General features: G+C 39.4%; 17 protein-coding genes. 10 read left to right on the top strand and 7 right to left on the bottom strand.

The window, feature by feature from the left end; translation table 11 throughout:
- Nucleotides 1–29 precede the first annotated feature (29 nt).
- The gene (locus CH354_RS01590) at nucleotides 30–1,496 is read right to left on the bottom strand and encodes an aspartate aminotransferase family protein (protein WP_100718369.1); all 1,467 of its coding nucleotides are present in this window, start codon (nucleotides 1,494–1,496) and stop codon (nucleotides 30–32) included.
- 164 nt (nucleotides 1,497–1,660) lie between these two features.
- On the opposite strand from CH354_RS01590, the gene CH354_RS01585 reads away from it, so the two are divergent.
- Nucleotides 1,661–2,314 carry a TetR/AcrR family transcriptional regulator gene (locus tag CH354_RS01585; RefSeq protein ID WP_100718418.1) on the top strand — a complete coding sequence of 218 codons (654 nt, stop codon included), beginning with the start codon at nucleotides 1,661–1,663 and terminating at the stop codon, nucleotides 2,312–2,314.
- On the opposite strand, the gene CH354_RS01580 is transcribed toward CH354_RS01585, so the two are convergent.
- A complete protein-coding gene (locus CH354_RS01580; protein WP_100726230.1) occupies nucleotides 2,311–3,516 on the bottom strand; it encodes an MFS transporter in 1,206 nt (401 codons plus the stop codon). The two genes, CH354_RS01585 and CH354_RS01580, sit on opposite strands and share 4 nt — an antisense overlap.
- 249 nt (nucleotides 3,517–3,765) lie before the next feature.
- Between CH354_RS01580 and CH354_RS01575 the strand changes: the two genes are divergently transcribed.
- Genes CH354_RS01575 through CH354_RS18405 form a run of 5 tightly spaced genes read left to right on the top strand, consistent with a single transcriptional unit; the run spans nucleotide 3,766 to nucleotide 9,276 of the window.
- A complete protein-coding gene (locus tag CH354_RS01575) occupies nucleotides 3,766–5,364 on the top strand; it encodes a xylulokinase (RefSeq protein ID WP_100726445.1) in 1,599 nt (532 codons plus the stop codon).
- Nucleotides 5,365–5,382: 18 nt separating this feature from the next.
- Nucleotides 5,383–6,231, top strand: a complete 849-nt coding sequence (locus tag CH354_RS01570; protein ID WP_100726231.1) for an aminoglycoside phosphotransferase family protein — start codon at nucleotides 5,383–5,385, stop codon at nucleotides 6,229–6,231.
- On the top strand, nucleotides 6,228–7,832 hold the full coding sequence (locus CH354_RS01565; protein ID WP_100726232.1) for a glycerol-3-phosphate dehydrogenase/oxidase: 1,605 nt from the start codon (nucleotides 6,228–6,230) through the stop codon (nucleotides 7,830–7,832). The genes CH354_RS01570 and CH354_RS01565 overlap by 4 nt, the downstream gene beginning before the upstream one ends.
- 59 nt (nucleotides 7,833–7,891) lie before the next feature.
- Entirely contained in the window at nucleotides 7,892–8,821 is a 930-nt protein-coding gene (locus CH354_RS01560) for an MBL fold metallo-hydrolase (protein WP_100726233.1), read from the top strand.
- Entirely contained in the window at nucleotides 8,818–9,276 is a 459-nt protein-coding gene (locus CH354_RS18405; RefSeq protein WP_243395916.1) for a DUF4430 domain-containing protein, read from the top strand. Before CH354_RS01560 ends, CH354_RS18405 begins: the two co-directional genes overlap by 4 nt.
- 38 nt (nucleotides 9,277–9,314) lie before the next feature.
- Here CH354_RS18405 and fliE read toward each other — a convergent pair whose 3' ends face one another.
- The 5 genes from fliE to CH354_RS01530 all read right to left on the bottom strand — a co-directional run bounded on the left by fliE (nucleotide 9,315) and on the right by CH354_RS01530 (nucleotide 12,997).
- A complete protein-coding gene (gene fliE / locus CH354_RS01550; RefSeq protein ID WP_265396692.1) occupies nucleotides 9,315–9,698 on the bottom strand; it encodes a flagellar hook-basal body complex protein FliE in 384 nt (127 codons plus the stop codon).
- 77 nt (nucleotides 9,699–9,775) lie between these two features.
- Nucleotides 9,776–10,237, bottom strand: coding sequence for a flagellar basal body rod protein FlgC (flgC, locus tag CH354_RS01545; RefSeq protein ID WP_012387770.1), 462 nt, complete (start codon nucleotides 10,235–10,237; stop codon nucleotides 9,776–9,778).
- Between the two features lie 10 nt (nucleotides 10,238–10,247).
- Nucleotides 10,248–10,679, bottom strand: a complete 432-nt coding sequence (gene flgB / locus CH354_RS01540) for a flagellar basal body rod protein FlgB (RefSeq protein WP_100718381.1) — start codon at nucleotides 10,677–10,679, stop codon at nucleotides 10,248–10,250.
- Between the two features lie 257 nt (nucleotides 10,680–10,936).
- Nucleotides 10,937–11,806: a sterol desaturase family protein gene (locus tag CH354_RS01535; RefSeq protein ID WP_100726235.1), complete on the bottom strand. Its 870-nt coding sequence runs from the start codon at nucleotides 11,804–11,806 to the stop codon at nucleotides 10,937–10,939.
- A 114-nt stretch (nucleotides 11,807–11,920) separates the two neighbouring features.
- Entirely contained in the window at nucleotides 11,921–12,997 is a 1,077-nt protein-coding gene (locus CH354_RS01530) for a helix-turn-helix domain-containing protein (protein ID WP_243395915.1), read from the bottom strand.
- Nucleotides 12,998–13,097: 100 nt separating this feature from the next.
- On the opposite strand from CH354_RS01530, the gene CH354_RS01525 reads away from it, so the two are divergent.
- Genes CH354_RS01525 through CH354_RS01510 form a run of 4 tightly spaced genes read left to right on the top strand, consistent with a single transcriptional unit; the run spans nucleotide 13,098 to nucleotide 16,547 of the window.
- Nucleotides 13,098–14,222 (top strand): MlaE family ABC transporter permease, encoded by a 1,125-nt coding sequence (locus CH354_RS01525; protein WP_100726237.1) that lies wholly within the window; start codon nucleotides 13,098–13,100, stop codon nucleotides 14,220–14,222.
- Complete coding sequence (locus CH354_RS01520; protein ID WP_100726238.1) at nucleotides 14,219–14,986, top strand: ABC transporter ATP-binding protein; 768 nt, start codon at nucleotides 14,219–14,221, stop codon at nucleotides 14,984–14,986. The genes CH354_RS01525 and CH354_RS01520 overlap by 4 nt, the downstream gene beginning before the upstream one ends.
- Nucleotides 14,983–15,930, top strand: coding sequence for an MlaD family protein (locus CH354_RS01515; RefSeq protein ID WP_100718386.1), 948 nt, complete (start codon nucleotides 14,983–14,985; stop codon nucleotides 15,928–15,930). Before CH354_RS01520 ends, CH354_RS01515 begins: the two co-directional genes overlap by 4 nt.
- Nucleotides 15,931–15,935: 5 nt before the next feature.
- A complete protein-coding gene (locus CH354_RS01510; protein WP_100718421.1) occupies nucleotides 15,936–16,547 on the top strand; it encodes an ABC-type transport auxiliary lipoprotein, LBF_0736 family in 612 nt (203 codons plus the stop codon).
- Nucleotides 16,548–16,641 lie beyond the last annotated feature (94 nt).

The raw sequence follows: 16,641 nt of genomic DNA, 5'->3' as shown, positions 1-16,641 counted from the left end.
AAAATTAAATTCCAATCGAAAGATTTCCCCTATACCCCTTCCACTTTTTGGAACACTCGGTCAAACCGTTTGAGTGCATCATCTATCACCGCGTCTGTATCAGCAGCACTTGTATACAACCGACTCCCCGCAAGAGTCACAAGGCCTTCTGACATATACGCAGCTCCCATTTCTTCCATGGCGTGTTTTCGTTTGTGGGCTTCCGCGATTGTTTTTTTAATGGTCCAAAATTTCTTGATATCAATATCGAGTAACATCGTACCAACGGTTTCCAGATGGCAAATCGAACCTTGGTTGAAGGCAACAAAGGGAAGGTTGTATTTTTGAATGAGTTTTTGTAATCCCTTTGTGAGGCGATCACCAGCTCTCCCTGATTTTTCACACGCGTTGGTTTTTTCCATTTCACATAACGTGAAGTAACCGGCAAGAGAACTGAGTGGGTTTGCCGCCATCGTTCCACCGATTAACGCCTTTTTGGTGCCCGTTTGTAATCCAGCAGATACATATTTCATGTATTCTTTTTTCCCACCAAGTCCACCAGCAGAAGGATAACCACCAGCAACCACTTTCCCAAACACAGTGAGATCTGGGTCCACGCCAAAATACCCTTGTGCACCGCTAAGACCAATTCGAAATGCAGTTACCACTTCATCAAAGATAAGCAGGGCTCCGTATTTGTTACAAAGTTCTCGCACACCTTTGTTAAAATTGAGATCAAGAGGTCTTGTGCCACTTTCTGGACCAACGGGTTCAATGAGAACAGCTGCGGTTCCACCAAAAAATCGATTTCGTTTGAGGACTGATTCGAGTGAGTTCAAATCGTTCGGATAAAATTCTTGAGTGTATTTGAAGATGGACCTTGGTACACCATTCGCTTCAAAATGCCTTGTGCCAGGGATCCGAAGGCCATAAGCAAGTTGGTCACTCCATCCATGGTAAGCTCCACCCATCTTTACAATGTTTTTCTTTTTAGTCGCAAGCCTTGCCACACGGATCGAAGCCATACACGCTTCTGTCCCAGAACCTAACATACGAAACATTTCCACAGAAGGAACAAGTTCGACAATTTTTTCAGCGAGTTTGTATTCGTATTCATGGAAAAGCCCTGTGACAGGCCCCGTGGAATCCAATAGTTCGATTACTTTTTTACGAACACTTGTGGGGTTACTACCGAGAACTGTGGGTCCACCTGCTTGTAAAAAGTCGATGTATTTGTTTCCATCCAAATCATAGAGGTAAGCACCTGCCGCTTTCGTAAACACAAGAGGAAACGGGAAATTGAATGATAAGTTGTGTTGGACACCACCTGGAATGTATTCCGAAGCCTTTGTGATCATGGCTTTGGACTTGTTACATTTTTTTTCAAAGTAGTTTTGGATGATGTTTTCCATTTCGTTTTTGCGAATGGAACGGATCGGTAGGGAAATTAATTTCCGCAAATCTTTGTAAACTTGGTCTACATTGGGGTATTCATTGATGGAAAAGCCTGTGGCCATACGATGTTTCCTCGTCCGCGTTCTTTTACTTGACAATGAGTGAGTCATCACTCATTGTCAAGAAGGAAATCGAAAATTTAGAAAGTTTCTCGGATTCTTTTGGAATTGCGATCAATTTCCTTGAGAAATCCAGCCTTTTTTCAGTAATAGGAAGGAAGATGCATATGGCTGATACAAAACACTTCAATGAAAGTTTCGAACGGATTTCGGAAGAAAAACGGAATCGAATTTTATCAATCGCCATTTCTGAATTTGCCAACCGTGGTTTCACAAGCGCCAATACCAATACCATCGCCCAAAAAGCGGGGATCAGTGTAGGTTCCCTATACAAATACTTCGAAACCAAAGAGGATTTTTTCCTAACTGTCGTCGACTATGGGATCAACCAATTGGAAAAAACCTTAGAAACTGTTTTGTCATTGGATTTGGATTTTTTTGGCAAGGTCGAAAAGATTGTAAGGATCATCCAAAACCATTCTCGGATGAACCAAGATATCATTCGTCTCTACAATGAAATGACAACGGAAAGTAATTATGAACTCATCACACGCCTGTCAGGTGAGCTTGAATCCTTATCCGCAAAATGTTATATCGATATGATCAGTTCCGCTAAAAAAGAAGGAACCATTGCCAGTGATGTGGATAGTAACCTCTCTGCCTTTTTACTCGATAACCTTTTTATGACCTTACAGTTTTCCTATGCCACTGTGTATTACAAAGAACGGATGAAAATTTATTTGGGAGACGGTGTATTTGAGGATGATGAAGCAGTTGTCAAAGCTGTCATGAAATTCATCAGACGTGCCTTAGGCGGTTAGGGTTCCATAAACGGACTTTCTTTCAATTGGAAGACAAGTGCAAGTGTTACTACTGTTAACGCAAGTAATACATATAAAAACGATACCATTCCAAAAAAATTTAGCCCTAAGATAAATACAATTCCTGAGACTTGGCCCACAAGGAGAAGTAACCCTTGTGAGGTGGACTCTGGGGCAGGGGATGTAATTTCAGCACAGTATTGGAATCCAATGGGTGCCCCAATCCCCAGTAAAAAAAATCCAATCACTACCGACCCAATGAGTAAGGGGATAAAACCTTGGAACAAAACAAAAACAGTAAGTCCAAGTAAAAATCCAACCATTGCGATGACTAAAAATAGTTTTCGTTTTTGGAATTTGTCGGAGAGGGGAGGGATGAAAATCCCACCAATAATCCCTGCGATGAGCATCACACCACCCACAAGTCCCGACTCTTCTGTATTCAATCCTTTGATTTCACAAATCTGATCAATGCAAGTACTCACGGCATTAAACACACCAAGACCAATCAGAAACAAAAATAGGATTTTTTTCATGTCCGCTTGTTTCCATAAAAAACGAATCCCATCAAAAAAGGAGAGTTCATGGTCTTCGCCGTGGGTACTTGGTGAAGTGGGTGGTTTTTCTCTTACAAGGAGTAAAAAAAGAATGGCACTTCCCATGGAAACAAAACCATACAACACCATCACTTGTGGGATTGTCTTTCCACTGTGTAAGAGGATGGGGGTGAGGATCATCACAAGGATGATTCCGAGAAACTGTGCGAGTGTTCCTAAGGCAACAGAGGTAGCACGTTCGTGGATGGGAAACCACAACACACTGATTTTGGTGACGGCATTCAGTAGGAATGGTTGGGCAATGGCAAGACCCAATTGGCAAATGAGGACGATTGTATAATCCTCTGCATACATCCCTTTGAGTAACCCGCAAACACCCGTTAGGATGGCTCCAAACCCAACTCCCATTTTGATTCCATAGGTATCAATCACATAGGAAGCCGGGATCGCAATGAAGACAAAAACAGCTAAAAACACCAAAGACAAAAGATCAATTTGGAGAGGGGAAACCATATAAAATTCTTTGGCTTCTCTGGCAATGGGAGCGAATGACAACCATTGCAAACAAATGGTCGCTGTGATCACGATGTAGGCAAATAAAACCACCCAACGGTATCCATACACTTTTACTGGCATTTGGCTCATACGACTCACTCCCTTTATCCCGATGGTAATACGAAGATCCAAACCTCAAAGCGCCCCCGATCTGGTTTCACCATTCAGAAAAGAACAGGGGGGATGAAAAATCGATTGCCAACGGAGCTGATCCTACTAAATCCTTGTGAGTGATCACTCACTTTTTTGTCCTTTGGGCAGAAAAACACCGAAAAAAGGGTAAGTGAACCCAAAATTGGTGAAAACTGGGGCAGTGGCACCCGAAGCGAAGGAGATTCCATGGATTCAGACTGTATTTTAGCCTATGACATTGGCACCACAGGTGTGAAAACCTGTCTCTTCCAGATGACTTCCACACTCACCCTGATTGCGTCTGCCACAAAGGAATACCCGATCCAACTCTTGCCAAATGGGGGTGCCGAACAAAATCCAGAGGACTTTTGGCAGGCCATGCGTTCCACCACAGAACTTGTATTAAGCGAAGCGAATGTATCCAATGAAACGATCCAAGGGATTTCCTTTTGTTCTCAGATGCAAGGCCTTGTGCTTGTGGATGAAGTGTTTCGCCCTGTCCGAAATGCAATGAGTTATATGGACCAAAGGGCCACAAAAGAAATGAAGGCCGGTATTGACTATGGATTTAAAATTGAAGGTATTAATGCCTTCAAACTGTTGGTCTCCCTTTGGATTACAGGAGCTGTGGCCGCGAGTGTAAAAGATCCCATTTGGAAATACAAATGGGTGGAAAAAAACGAACCAGATAACTTTAGTAAGGTGAGATGGTGGTTCGATGTCAAAGAATATTTGATCGCTAAGTGCACAAACCAAGCAGTCATGACAAAGGATTCTGCCTTTGCTACCTTTTTATACAATTCGAGAAAAGGAAAAGGAAACTGGAGTCCTCTCCTATGTAAGTTATTTGGTGTTAGAAGAGAACATTTACCTAAACTCATCAATGCCGAAGAAAAAGTAGGAGGACTCACAGAAGAAGCGGCAAAGTTTTTAGGACTAAAGACCGGTACACCCGTGTTTGGTGGTGGAGGGGATGCGTCTCTCATTGGAGTAGGAGCAGGGGCCGTTTCTGAAGGAGACACTCATATTTATGCGGGGACATCTGGTTGGATTGGCACTGTTACCAAAAAGAGGACTGTGGATATCAACGCGAGGATTGCATCCATTGTGGGCAGTCGGGAAGGGTATTATAATTATTTTGGGGAACAAGAAACATCGGGCAAGTGTTTACAATGGGTAAAAGACCATTTGGCATTGGATGAAATTGATTTGTACTTAGAAAAAAAGAAAATCACAGATGGCCCTGATGCTGTGTATGAGAGTTTATTTGAGTTTATGTTTGATTCGATTAAGGATACAGAACCTGGATCACAAGGTGTGATTTTTACGCCTTGGTTACATGGAAACCGATGTCCTTTTGAAGATCCAAAAGCACGTGGGATCTTTTTTAATATCAGTTTGCATACAGGAAAACGGATTTTAATCCGTGCAGTCATAGAAGGGATTTTGTTCCACAAACGATGGATTTTGGAACTTTCCAATCAAAAAGTGCCAACTTCAAAAACCATTCGATTTGTGGGAGGAGTGGCTCGTTCTAATTTCATCTGTCAAATGTTAGCTGACATTACAGGAAAAACCATTGAACGTGTTGTACATCCGGAAAACGTAGGGGCCATTGGTGCGGCTGCCATTGTCGCTTTGGGCCTAGGGAAAATCCAAACATACGAAGACATCAAAAAAATGATCCCAGTCGACAAAACTTGGGTTCCCAATCCAAAGGTGAAACCAGTGTATGATAAAAACTTTTCTGTTTTTAAAAATTTGTACAAAACAAATCAAAAACATTTTGCGATTCTCAATTCTTAATTCAAAGCAGGTTTTCAAGTGAACTCTTCTATAGAACAAAACATAAACAAATTAGGTGTTCCTTTTGCGATTGGTAGGTCAGCGGATTTATACGCATTACCAAACAACCAAGTATTAAAACTTTTTTTCCCATCGGCAAACCCAAAAGAAATAGAAGCTGAATATGAAAACACTCTAGAAGTGTATCGTTTGCATGCGACAAAGATGCAATGTTATGGAAAGGTAAAAGTAGGAGAACGTTTGGGAATCATCTTTGACCGTTTGGAAGGGATTTCTCTCACAAAATTGCCTGACAAAAATCCAATCGAACTCTTTCACATTGCAAACACTCTTGCAAACATACACTTTCAAATGCACCAAACCAAAACTCAAAAACTAAAAGATATCAAAGAGATCTTAAACGAATGTTTGGTGGGAAAACCGTTGGAGTTTCTGAGTGAAGAGGAAAAGAAAACCATTCGTGAATACATCAAAAACTTGCCTGAAGGGAATTCCGTCCTCCATTTGGATTTCCATCCTGAAAATGTCATCGTAAAGGATAAGGATCGTATTGTCATTGATTGGATGACGGCGGCAAAAGGGAATCCTTGTGCTGACGTTTCCTTCACACAACTTCTCTTCACAGATGCAGAGTTATGGCCTGGAACTCCCAAACTCAAAATACTTTTTTACACTCTCATCCGAAAGTTTATCTTAAGTGGGTATCTTAAGGCATACAAACACCTAAGTGGCATTACTGATTCGGATCTCAATCGTTGGAGGTTATCTTCCCTTTTGTTGCGACTTGGACTTTGGGACATTGAAAGTGAAAGGGAAAATCTAAAACGACAAATTAAAACTTGGCTCGAAAGAGGAGGAAAACTTTGACTCTGAACTTAAATCGATTCATCGAAACCTATGATGGAGAGTCCTTTGATGTTACCATTATCGGTGGTGGCATTACGGGGGCGACACTCGCTTATGAAGTGGCAAGTCGTGGGTATAGTGTTTGTTTGTTAGAAAAAAAAGATTTTGGCGGTGCCACTTCCGCTGCAACTGGAAAACTCATCCATGGTGGCCTTCGGTATTTAAAACAATTTGAAATAGGACTCGTCAGAGAAGCATTAAAGGAACGAAGGAACTTATCAAACATAGCACCTAACTTAGTATATCCGTATCCGATGATCCTTCCAAAACCTGGGATCATTGCAAGGCTTGGTTTGTTTGTGTATGACCTTTTGTCGTTTGATAAAACTTGGACTTGGGATAAATCTAAAAAAATACCAAATCATAAATACCTCAAACGAAACGATCTACGCAAACATAATTTAGGTGAGTATGAAGACGCCGCTTATTTCTACGATGCCATTTGTCTAAGCCCAGAACGACTGACTCTTAGTTTTTTGAAATCTGCCGTTTTGTATGGCGGAAAAATATCCAATTATTCAGAAGTGAAAGAGTTATTATGGGATGGGAATCGAGTTGTGGGTGTGACTGCTGTAGACTTATTTTCTAAAAAGGAAGTTACGATTCGTTCCCAAGTCACTGTCAATGCTTCAGGGCCATGGACACAAGATGTTTTGGCAAAATCAAAAAAAACTGAAACAAGTTTTCCGAAACAACGATCGGAAGGAATTTACCTCATCACAAAACAAGTTACACCTATCATGACCTTGTTTGTGGGTGACAAAGGTCATTTTAGTTTTGCTCCATGGCGAGGCCATTCTATGATTGGGCCAACTGAAAAGTCTTACTTTGGTAAGGTGGAAGATTGGAAACTCACAAAAGAAAGTATATTGGAATTTATCGACTATATCAACCAAACATCTCACCTAAAGGATAAACTGAAACTAGAAGATGTTTTATTTGCTTATGGTGGGTTACGACCACTTGCCGAGTCAGGTGATGATACCTATTCTGCCTCACGGAAATCAGAATTATATGACCATGTTAGAGATGGAATTGATGGACTCATCACAGCAGCGGGAGGTAAATACACAACAAGCCGTCAGTTTGCCGAAACGATCTTTCGATCCATCCAGAAAAAAATAAAAAAACAATCAGGTAAAAGTATATCCGCCAAACAACATTTATATGGGAGTCATATCCTCGATATAGAAGCTTTTATTGCAGAAGCAAAAGAAAAACACAAAGGATATTTGCCTCAAACGATCGATTACCTCATTCGTCACTATGGTTTAGAATACGAAACAATTTTATCCATTGGGAAAGTGGATCCAAATTTAGGCACAGTATTAAACGAAGATGGTGAGATCCTCGCAGAAGTTGTGTATGCAGTTCGATATGAAATGGCAAAAACAGTATCTGACATTTTTTTACGACGTACAGGCCTTGGTACACTTGGTCTCCTTCCCAAGGAATCAATAGAGAAAATTTTACAAGTTGTCGCAAAGGAATGGAGTTGGTCAAAGTCACAAATCGAAGAAGAAACAAAATGGATCCAAGACAGGTTACGATTGCCCGTTTGAGTGGTTAGAACATAGAATTTAAGCTGACAAAGTGGTTCTATTGACCATACTGTATGACTATGGGCACTTTTATCACCATTGATACGGAATACGCTGATTTAAAACAAGTTGCTTCTGCTTATCTCATCGAAGAAGAAGGGCATGGGATCGTTGTTGAAACCAATACAACCCATGCGATTCCAAAAATTCTTTCTGTGATGGACAATCAAAATGTAAGTCCATCAAACTTAGATTATATTATTGTCACACATGTCCATTTAGACCATGCAGGTGGGGCTTGGGCCTTACTCGAATCTTGTCCCAATGCAGTGTTACTTGCGCATCCAAAAACTGCCAAACATTTGATCGACCCAAGTCTTCTCATCAAAAGTGCAACCGCGGTGTATGGAAAAGAGAATTTTCAAAAACTCTATGGAGAGATCAAACCCATTCCCAAAGAAAGAGTGCGTGTGATGGAAGATGGAGAGTTTTTGGATTGGAAGGGCCATAGTTTTGAATTCATTTACACCAAGGGTCATGCAAACCACCACTTCTGTATTTATGACAAAAAACTAAATGGTGTTTTTACGGGAGATTCGTTTGGAATTTCATACCCCCACTTGGAAAATGGAAAATCATTTATTTTTCCTACTACAACTCCAACAGACTTTGATGCCAAAGAAGCCATCCATTCCATTGATTTAATTTTAGGAACAGGGGCTAGCGTTTGTTATTTGACTCATTTTGGAGTTATCCAAAATCTAAAACAATGTGCAGAAGATTTAAAAATTGGATTACATCTCTGCCAGAATGCCATCCTCGAACTCAAACAGGTGCCAAAAGAGAATCGGCTTTCCTTTATGGAAAAACAAGTGGAGTTAATGATAAAGAATTTGGCCAATCGGAATGCAGTGATTCTCACTGAGAAAGATTGGTCCCTTTTGCGTTTGGATGTGAACTTAAATGCACAAGGCTTGGTGTATGTTTTTGAGAGAAATGAAAAGAAGTGAACCATTTTAAAAAAATGACAAAACAATTTTTATATACGATTCATCTCAGTGTATTTCTGGGATTGTTTTTTTTCACAATTGTAAATTGTAAACTCACTCGTTCCTCTCATAAACCAAAAGAACCAGAAATCCAAATTCAGTTTTTGTCAAAAGACTTTGAAGAAACCAAGTCCATACCATCGTCTTTATTTGATCGAAAGGATTTACTATTCCTTCTTGCCGAATTGTCCAAAAACGAAGATCCTGCAATGAGGTTTATCTCTACCAATCGAACGGAAGAAATTATGGAAGTGAATGGAATCCGAAATTCTTGGGATGCAGGTTGGGTGGTGTATGTGAATGGAGAACGAATTGATTCCGTTCAGATGAAAAAAGGGGTTAAAGTAGGACCAAACGACCAAATCCAAATCCGATTTGAAACCGTCGAACGAGTGTTTGGTCGTCCTATCAATTGACGGATAGGACAACAAACACTGGTTATCAATTGTTTACATTATCTTAATGTTGTGAGTTCTCTGTAAGCTCTTACAAATCCATCTGACATGGTTTTAGCAAAGGTAAGAGAGATCCTTGCTTTTTCTGCTGCGATCATCACGTCATGGAGTTCTACTGAGTTTGGATCAAACACAATTTTTTGAGTGAGTTCGTCTGCTTCCACTTGTTGGTCATTCACTTGTTCAAACGCTTTTTTCAAAGCATCTGCAAATGTGCCAGCCACTTCATCAGGAGATTTAGCTTCATTGGTTTTACCGTAATGGCGTTCATCCGAACGAAGGATTCCCACCTTGTCTCCTTGGGGGAGAAGGGAATGTGGTTTGTAAGATTGAGAGGAGAATGAAGTAATGCGGTCAATGGACATGGGTGATTCCTCTTTCAAATCATCGGTAAACGTCAGGAAACCTAAAGTAAAAAATTATGTCTCATATAAAAAAGAGTTCAAAAACCGACCGAAACTTACGCCCGGCCGATTTCCATCGCTTTGTTCATCATGGCTTTGGAACCATTGATGAGTTGGACATTGGCCTCGTAAGAACGGGAAGCAGAGATCATATCCGTCATCTCTGTGACGATGTTGATGTTGGGAAGTTCCACATACCCTTTTTTCGGTCCTGTTTGGATGGCATCAGGGTGAGTGGGGTCGTAGGTCAAACGAAGAGGGCTCATGTCCTTCTCGATTTTCATCACCTTGACCCCTTTCCCTTCGCCAGGTGCAACCCCAAATGGATACACTGGGCTTTTCCATTGGGTGCGGAGGTTAATCGGTGTTAGGATGACACGGTCACGTCGGAAAGGTCCATCTCCATTGGTATTTCTCGTTGTTGTTGAGTTAGCAATGTTATTGGAAATCACATCCATTCGGAGTCTTTGTGCGGAAAGACCCGTGGCAGAAATATTAATCGAATCAAACATACCCATCGTTTACTCCTTAATTGGTTCTCATCACAATGTTAAGCAAACGGTTGTTTTGGTTTAACCGATCAATCATGATATTATAGCTCATTTGGTTTTGGTTGGACTCAACCACTTCCTTTTCGATGTCCACATTGTTTCCATCTGGTCTCATTGTCGTGAGGTAATCCAAATTGGTTTTTGGTTTGGCATCACGGTAGTCGAGGGGTTTAAAAAATTCTATATGACGGTCGTTTGTGATTTTCGTTGGAACTGCTTTGTCTTTTTCAATTTTTTCCGATTCAATCGCACGTTTTAACATGGATTCAAACACTACTTCAGATCGTTTGAAATTAGGAACATCCGCATTGGCAATGTTATCGGAGATCACCTTTCGTCTTTGTGTCGCCGCGCCAAGCCCTCGTTCCAAAAGGTCTTGAGTTTTCATGAAATGTGTTGCTTCAAACATATTTCTCTTCCTCTCTACTTTCCCTTTCGGACGGTTTTCCTTCCTCCTAAAGACTTTTATGTCACGTTTCGATGATTTTTTTGGGGCGGCCCCAATGGAATTCTAAAACCAAAATCAGAAGTTGGATGGGTCGGGCTCTCCCTGCAATCCTCCCCAAGGTTTAATTCCAAAGAATTGATTCTTACAATCGTTTTGGGGAGGGATTTTCGCTCGATCCCTGCCGCAGAATTGGGAAGGACATGTTACAGGAATCGAAGTTAGGAGGTTACTAGCCCTGATTCCGTTTTGATTTTCCCTTGTTGTTTGATTTCACGCTTTTTCTTTTCCCTCTCACCTACCACTTGTTCGTAATACTCTTCGTAGTAAGGAAAGTTAGTTCCCATCACTCGGTCCCAAACATTAAAATACAATGAGTAATTTCCATGGAACTTTTGGTGGTGGAGGTTGTGATGAGTAGAACTATTGATCCATTTTGTGATGGGGTGTGAAGCCCAACCTTTGGGAAAAAATTCATACCCTAGATGCCACCAAATATTGAGGATCATCGCATAAAAAGTGTGGAACAGTACAACATAAAAATGAACAGGCACAAACATCACAAAAGGGACAATATAAATTGCTTCTAAAAATGCTTCCGTTGCTTGGAAACGATACGCGGCAAGCGGTGACGGATTCACCGATTGGTGGTGTTCGGAGTGAACATGTGGGTACACTTTTTTCAAATGGGCAAATCTATGCATCCAATAGAACCAAGTTTCATGCCAAACTGTGATGAAGAAAAAACTGATAAAAAGATAACTGATTTCCCAAACCCCTGAAACAGAACCAAAGTAAACACCACTAGGAACTATTTTTGCTTTCATCATTGTGATGTTTGTCACAGCCACCATTGTGAAAACAATGAGAGTGACAGCAGATTGGCGAAACTCTTTCCAAACTTTTTCCGCTTTTGGGTAGAGTTTTTGGATTCGGTATGTTTCAAAAAAATCCCTTCGCCAAACATAGAATAGGAGGAAAGCCAATCCAGCAATGGGATAATAACGAATAAAATTTAAAATGCCCTGCATAAAACCAATTTTGGTTACACAATCAAGAACCAATTCACACTGAACGGGACCACCAAACATACTTTTCTCCTGACCTACTTTAGACTAAGGACTAGCATAAACTGTTTTGTCCCTTGAATCGACCGAATCGGTCAATTCGGAATGAAAAATGCTTCCGAATCGGTCCGTTCGTTTTTATTTTTTTAGATTCTTGCGGTATTCACTCGGACTTTGCCCTATCTCACGTTTGAAGGCATCATAGAATGTTGATTTGGAAGGGAATCCGACTTCATAGGCAATTGTGAGAATGTTTTTTTCTGGATGGTTTGCAAATAATGATTTTGCTTCGTTGATGCGGTAATGATTGACTAAGTGGAAAAAACTTTTTTTCACATAAGAATTGAGAAATTCAGAAAGTTGGTGTTCTGATAAACTCATATGTTTCGCCAATTTTTCCAAATTTATCGTTTCATCTAAATATACTTTTTTTGTTTCCATGAGAAAATTCAAACGTTTGTGAAGGTCTTCTAAGTTAAAAGATCCCAATTGGGATGTTTGGTATTTTTTTTCTTCAATGACAATCCTTTGTACTTCACCCCAAAGTTCGGGACTTTTTTGTCGTAAAAGGTAAATACTGATGATCAGGCAAGATAAGAAAAAGGACACAATTTCCAAACCATGTTTTGCATGGAAAAATAAAGTATAAACTCCAATCGCACTCACCAATGCACCAAAACCAACAACGAGTCCCACCAAACGGAGGTGAGCTGACTTTTTGAATGATTCCCAACGAACGTAGTGAATCATATGAGAAAAAACATAATACGCAGAATAAAAAATAGGTAAAACAGCAAGTAGGATGATGAGTTGGAATTTAAGAGGAACTCCATTTTGCAGATAAGAATTGTGAATTGATATTTTAGTTTCAGCAGAAGAAAGATAAAAAGGAAACATAAGGATTAAAACGAAAACGGCAGGAGCCAATTCCCAAATGGAAAATCTGTTTTTCTCTGGGTTTTCATTCCAAAGTTCCGAAAAATATTGTTTTAATAAAGAACCTATACTTGCAGTGAATGGTAAATGTACCAAATAAAAATGTGGATAGATTTGATACAGTTCGGTGCTTGAAAGATAGGTGTGTGTTTGGAAAAAGGCTACAAATAAAAATAACAATCCTTGTACTTTGGTCTGCTGGCTCGCATTTGTCCTAAGGAACTCGCCAATGGCAAATAGGAAGGATAAACCTGCTGAAAATGCAATTAGTTGGATCATAAAATTGCCCATAAATATAGAAGGATCTAAAGAATGCTTTAGAATGTAAAATAAAATCACTTGCCTAGTGTTCGTTCTGAATTAGTTTTACGTTTGAAACGTGGAATCTAACCAAAGACAATCTTCATTTTTGTGGGAAGGAAATACCTTAGAAATTCACTTACCCGAAATTTTTAATACAAAAGAAGTTTCAAAAGATTGGGTTACATTTTTGGAAAGTATTTCGAAAAACACTCCCAGAAATATCTCAATATTTGCTCAAAAATTAAAAGAATCTGACTCATCTGGAATATCATTTCTAAAATTAGTAAGAACCGAATGTGAATCGAAGAAAATACAGTTCGCCTTATATGGATTAGATGAAAAATTCCAATACCGACTCAACATCACGAATGATGATAGCAAAAAATACCAAGAACAATTTGCAATAGCCCTTCGCAAATCAGAACAAATTGGAAAACTAACCATCGATTCCTTATTGGAATTCAAGTATCTGATCACTTTTACAGGTGAACTCACTGTTTCCTTTTGGCGTTCTTTTTTACACCCATCCAAGATCCGATGGAAAGATAGTTTCCGTGTAGCGGAATCCATGGGTGTGAATGCGTTTCCCATCATCGCCATGATTGGATTTTTACTGGGACTGATCATGTCTTTCCAATCTGCCATTCCAATGAGAAAATTTGGCGCCGAGATCTTTGTTGCAAACCTTGTCGGATTATCTCTATTCCGAGAACTGGGTCCTCTTATGACTGCTTTCATTTTATCAGGAAGGTCTGGCTCTGCATTTGCTGCAGAACTTGGAACCATGAAAGTATCAGAAGAAATTGATGCATTGACAACGATGGGTCTTCCTCCCGTACAATTTCTCATCATCCCAAGGCTTGTTGCCTCTCTCATCGTCACACCACTTCTTACCATAGTGTTTAACTTATTTGGTCTCATTGGTGGAGCAGTTGTGCTTGTGAGTTTTGGATTCCCTCTCATTACTTTTGTCAACCAAGTGAACATTGCTGTTGGGCTTTCCGATATTTTAGGAGGACTCTTAAAATCCTATTTTTTTGGAATGATCATTGCTTCCATCGGTTGTTACCGAGGGTTAAAAACAGCATCAGGAGCTGGAGCTGTCGGTGAATCCACCACATCGGCAGTCGTAGGTTCAATCATATTAGTTTCCATCTTAGATGGAATTTTTTCTGTCCTATATTTTTACTTACGCATATGAACGAGAAACCAATCATTCGTGTCGAACACCTAACAACTGGATATGGCCACTCTGTGATCATGGAAGATATTTCTTTTGATGTTTATAAAGGAGAAATCTTTGGGATCCTAGGTGGATCTGGTTGTGGGAAATCAACAGTGCTTAAGAACATGATTGGTTTAACAAAACCATTCAGTGGAAGGATATGGATTGATGAGGATGACATCGTTCTTGCAGAAGGCAAACAAAAAGTGTCAATCTGGAACCGAATCGGTGTTATGTACCAACAAAGTGCATTGTTTGGTTCCATGTCTCTTTTAGAAAATGTCAGACTGCCATTAGAAGAATTTACTGACTTACCACTGCCTATCATGAATGAGATTGTTATGACCAAATTGAAAATGGTAGGATTATTTCCATTTGCTCATTTGAGTCCGTCTGAATTATCAGGGGGAATGAAAAAACGTGCTGCCATCGCAAGAGCAATGGCGATGGATCCTGAAATTATTTTTTTGGACGAACCAAGTGCCGGTCTTGATCCCATTACTAGCGTAGAGCTTGATTATTTAATCATCCGTTTGTCGAGAACCTTAGGTGTTACTTTTGTGATCGTAACACATGAATTACCATCAGTGTTTACAATGGCTGATCGTGTGATTGTGTTAGATAAATCAAAAAAAGGAATCATAGCCGAAGGAAAACCGAAAGACTTAAAAGAAAAATCAAAAGATCCTTTTGTAAGACAATTTTTCAATCGAATCCCACAGGAGAGTAATCCCTTATGAACCAATCCAATAAAATCTATTTTAAAGTTGGAATTTTTGTTTTAGTTAGTTTTTTTACTCTAATTCTTTTTCTCATCGTTTTCACGGCTGGGAATATTTTCCAAAGGTCAGTCAGTTTAGAAACTTACTTTGATGAGTCGGTCCAAGGTTTAGATATTGGATCTCCCGTGAAACATAGAGGTGTAAAGGTAGGAACAGTCCAAGAAATTACATTTGTGCAAAATGAGTATGCAGATAAACTAAACGAAGATACGGCTCTTAGGTATGGAAGGTATGTTCTCATTAAAATGTCAGTTCCTGATTTTGTGAAAGGTGTATATGGGAATGATTTAAAAAAGACTGTAGAAAGGATGATTCAAAGTGGTCTTCGTGTCCGTCTCGCCTCACAAGGATTAACTGGAACAGCATATTTAGAAGTGGATTATTTAAATCCTGAAAAAAATCCTCCTCTATCCATTGAGTGGGAACCAAAAACAGTTTATATTCCCTCTGCTCCAAGTACCATCTCAAGATTTACAGCTTCTGTTGATAAGTTTTTTGATAAGGTAGAAAAAGCTGATGTAGATAAAATTCTAATGGGTGTTGGTGATTTGATCAAAAACTTAAACCAAACGATTTTAGATGCAAGGCTTGGTGACCTTTCCAGGGAAGCAACGTCATTACTTGTGGACTTACGGAAAACGAATGGAGAGGTAAAAGCACTTATCGCAAGCCCTGAAACTCAAAATCTTCCTAAAAAATTAGACCAATCTGTTTCACAACTACAAACAACACTCAAACGATTGGATACATTACTCGCGGCAAACCAAGGTGATATTTCTACTTCTATTGAAAACTTACGAATTGCTTCAGAAGACTTAAAGGAAGTGACATCCAATGCGAAAAAATACCCTTCCCAATTTTTATTTGGAGAAGCACCAAACAAGTCTAAACTTTGGAAATGATTTTCATGAAATTTTTGATCCGCTTATTTACAGTTAGTTTATTGGGTATTTTACTCACACAATGTTTTGGTGTGAGTAAAACTTTCCCCGAAAAAAGATTTTTTTTAATCGAGACAAATGATACAAAACAGTTGTTTTCTCCCCCCAAACCAAGAACCTTTTTTGTACGAAAAGTATTTATCTCGCAAAGATTTGAAGGAAAAGAGTTTGTATACCGAAAGGACAATGCTGTTTATGAATCCGATTTTTATAATGGATTTTTTATTCCTCCATCGCATAACTTCAAAGAGGAATTTTCGAAATCTCTAATACGTTCAGGAAATTTTGAATGGGATGCAAATTTACACACAAGAGTGAATGTAACTCATTACATCGAACTAAATTTATCACAATTGTACGGAGATTTTCGATCCAAAGAACCAAAGGCTGTTGTGGAATTTGAAGTTGTTGTTTATGAAGATATGAACAGTATTTCTTCACCAGTGTTTCGAAAAACATACAAACAAAATATCACGATCGAAAAAAAGGATGCAGAAGCACTTGTCATTGGATGGAATTCAGCTCTCAATAACGCATTCACAGAATTGAATATAGATTTGAGTAAACAATTAAAATAATTTCCATGTTCGTTATTGAGTTGGTATCCCATTCAATAACGAACGCAATCTTTGGGGATAAACGTAAAATTAAATTTTAGGCAAAATAGAAAAT

This window comes from Leptospira levettii (genome assembly GCF_002812085.1).
GTDB lineage: Bacteria > Spirochaetota > Leptospiria > Leptospirales > Leptospiraceae > Leptospira_A > Leptospira_A levettii.
This window is presented reverse-complemented; position numbering and strand designations above follow the sequence as displayed.

Excerpts from the sequence above, each read along its gene's own strand:
- CH354_RS01530 (WP_243395915.1), bottom strand. The coding sequence starts at position 12,997 with ATGATCCAACTAATTGCATTTTCAGCAGGTTTATCCTTCCTATTTGCC.
- CH354_RS01580 (WP_100726230.1), bottom strand. The coding sequence starts at position 3,516 with ATGAGCCAAATGCCAGTAAAAGTGTATGGATACCGTTGGGTGGTTTTA.
- CH354_RS01590 (WP_100718369.1), bottom strand. The coding sequence starts at position 1,496 with ATGGCCACAGGCTTTTCCATCAATGAATACCCCAATGTAGACCAAGTT.
- CH354_RS01535 (WP_100726235.1), bottom strand. The coding sequence starts at position 11,806 with ATGTTTGGTGGTCCCGTTCAGTGTGAATTGGTTCTTGATTGTGTAACC.
- CH354_RS01510 (WP_100718421.1), top strand. The coding sequence starts at position 15,936 with ATGAAATTTTTGATCCGCTTATTTACAGTTAGTTTATTGGGTATTTTA.
- CH354_RS01560 (WP_100726233.1), top strand. The coding sequence starts at position 7,892 with ATGGGCACTTTTATCACCATTGATACGGAATACGCTGATTTAAAACAA.
- flgB (WP_100718381.1), bottom strand. The coding sequence starts at position 10,679 with ATGTTTGAAGCAACACATTTCATGAAAACTCAAGACCTTTTGGAACGA.
- CH354_RS01515 (WP_100718386.1), top strand. The coding sequence starts at position 14,983 with ATGAACCAATCCAATAAAATCTATTTTAAAGTTGGAATTTTTGTTTTA.
- CH354_RS01520 (WP_100726238.1), top strand. The coding sequence starts at position 14,219 with ATGAACGAGAAACCAATCATTCGTGTCGAACACCTAACAACTGGATAT.
- flgC (WP_012387770.1), bottom strand. The coding sequence starts at position 10,237 with ATGGGTATGTTTGATTCGATTAATATTTCTGCCACGGGTCTTTCCGCA.
- CH354_RS01575 (WP_100726445.1), top strand. The coding sequence starts at position 3,766 with ATGGATTCAGACTGTATTTTAGCCTATGACATTGGCACCACAGGTGTG.
- CH354_RS01585 (WP_100718418.1), top strand. The coding sequence starts at position 1,661 with ATGGCTGATACAAAACACTTCAATGAAAGTTTCGAACGGATTTCGGAA.